This is a genomic window from Luedemannella flava (assembly GCF_039528515.1).
Lineage (GTDB): Bacteria > Actinomycetota > Actinomycetes > Mycobacteriales > Micromonosporaceae > Luedemannella > Luedemannella flava.
In genome coordinates, this window is record NZ_BAAALT010000343.1 from 1 (window position 1) to 1,804 (window position 1,804).

The 1,804-nt window shown below is 74.4% G+C and carries 2 protein-coding genes and 1 pseudogene; all 3 read left to right on the forward strand.

Going from position 1 to position 1,804, the window contains the following annotated elements; all coding sequences use genetic code 11:
• Positions 1-59 precede the first annotated feature (59 nt).
• Positions 60-200, forward strand: coding sequence for an adenosylcobinamide-GDP ribazoletransferase (locus tag ABD211_RS33145; RefSeq protein ID WP_344140484.1), 141 nt, complete (start codon positions 60-62; stop codon positions 198-200).
• Between the two features lie 53 nt (positions 201-253).
• Positions 254-970 carry a CAP domain-containing protein gene (locus ABD211_RS33150; RefSeq protein ID WP_344140486.1) on the forward strand — a complete coding sequence of 239 codons (717 nt, stop codon included), beginning with the start codon at positions 254-256 and terminating at the stop codon, positions 968-970.
• Positions 971-1,051: 81 nt separating this feature from the next.
• Positions 1,052-1,804, forward strand: a pseudogene (locus ABD211_RS33155) (glycosyltransferase family A protein); the annotation flags it as partial.

Here is a 1,804-nt window from a genome sequence, read left to right on the forward strand (position 1 = left end):
CACGGTGATCCAGATGGAGGCCGTGGAGTGCGGGGCGGCCGTGGGCGGGGCCGCTGGCCGTGGCCGCCGGGCTGGTCGTTTCAGTTCTTCTCACGGCGCACTGCGTGCGCCGGTTCGGCGGCGTGACGGGGGACGTGCTGGGCGGGGCGTGCGAGATCGCCACGACCATCAGCTATATAATCCTATCGATGTGTTTATGAGCTGCTCGTGACCGGTGTGACCGGCGCGGGAGCGGATCCGGCCGTTGCGTCCGATGCCGACGGTCAGTACCGTGCCGCAGGTGGGCTGGGAGACGCAACGCACAACCGCGCTGCCCGAGGTGCCCCGGGGCAATGGTCGACACCGGCGCCGTCGGCGGCTGGGCGGTCTCGCGACCGCCGGCGTCCTGCTGACGATCGGCGTGACGGGCGCGATGCTGTCGCCTGTCCTCATCGGCTGGACCGGCCCGCTCGTGCCCCCCGCCGCCCGCGCCTCGGCGGTCGTCCCGCCGACGGGCCCGGTCGCGCCCCCGAACACGAACCCGACGGCACCCGAGCCGACGACCGCCGCGCCCGCCACGTCCAAAAAACCCACATCGGCCTATGCCGAGCTGGAGGACCGGGTCCTCGCGCTCACCAATGCGGAGCGCGCCCGGGAGGGCTGCGGCGCGCTGCGCCGGGACGCGAAGCTCGTCCAGGCCGCCCGTGCGCACAGCAAGGACATGGCCAAAAACAAATATTTCAGTCATACCGGGCTGGACAAGAGCTCTCCGGGCCAGCGCATCGAGCGGGCGGGTTACCACGCGGACGCCGGTTGGGCGGAGAACATCGCCTTCGGCTACGCGAGCCCCGAGGCGGTCATGGAGGGCTGGATGAAGAGTCCGGACCACCGCCGCAACATCCTCGACTGCGGGCTCAAGGCGCTGGGCGTGGGCGTCGGCCGCGCCGCCGACGGTCGGTACTACTGGACCCAGGACTTCGGCGGCGCCTGACCGCGACCGCCGGGTCGCACCCGTCGTTCACGTAATGTGACAAATGCCGGAGTTGTACCTGAACTCAGCGTACTCGTCACCGTGACCGGCGCCGCGCCGCACCTGCGTGCCTGCCTGGACAGCATCCTCGACCAGTCCGGCGGGGACATCGAGCTCATCCTGGTCGACCGGGCCGCCGACGCCGCCGCCGGAAGAACCCTCATCGAGTACGCCTCCGGACTGCGCGGCGACGCCACCGGCCAGGCCGGGCCCGCGGCCACGGCAGGTGGCGTCGGTCGGCGCGCCCGGCACGACGCGGCGGACCCCACGGTGGGTCGCGCCGAGGAGGCGGTCCCGACGCGCCTGGCCGGCACCGACGGGCCCGACCCGGCCGGCGGGTACGTGTGGTTCGTCGACCCGGACACGCTGCTCGCCGAGGGCGCCGCCCGCGCGGTCGTCCGCCGTCTGCGCGAGACGGCCCCCGACGTGCTCCTGCTCGACCACGCCACCGTCGGCTGGGACGGCGGCGCGCGACGCGGGCCGGGCAGCGCCGTCCTCGCCACCGCGGGCGCCCCCACCGTCGCCACCCTCGCCGAACGGCCCGCGCTGGCCACGCTGGACCCCCGCACCTCGGTCGCCGTCATCAAGCGCTCCCTGCTCGACCACGTCGGCCTCGACCTGGCCGACCTGACCCACGCCGCCCACCACCGCGCGCTGCTGGAGGTCGCCAACCGCATCGCCACGCTCGACCGGGTGTGCCTGCTGCGCCGACCGTCCACCGTGGCCCCGCCGCGCCACCGGCTGGTGGCGGTGGGCCGGACCCCGGCCCGGGCCGCGCGGCGCGGCGCCCGGGCG

Coding starts and splice junctions, on each gene's coding strand:
- ABD211_RS33150 (WP_344140486.1), top strand. CDS start 254: ATGCCGACGGTCAGTACCGTGCCGCAGGTGGGCTGGGAGACGCAACGC.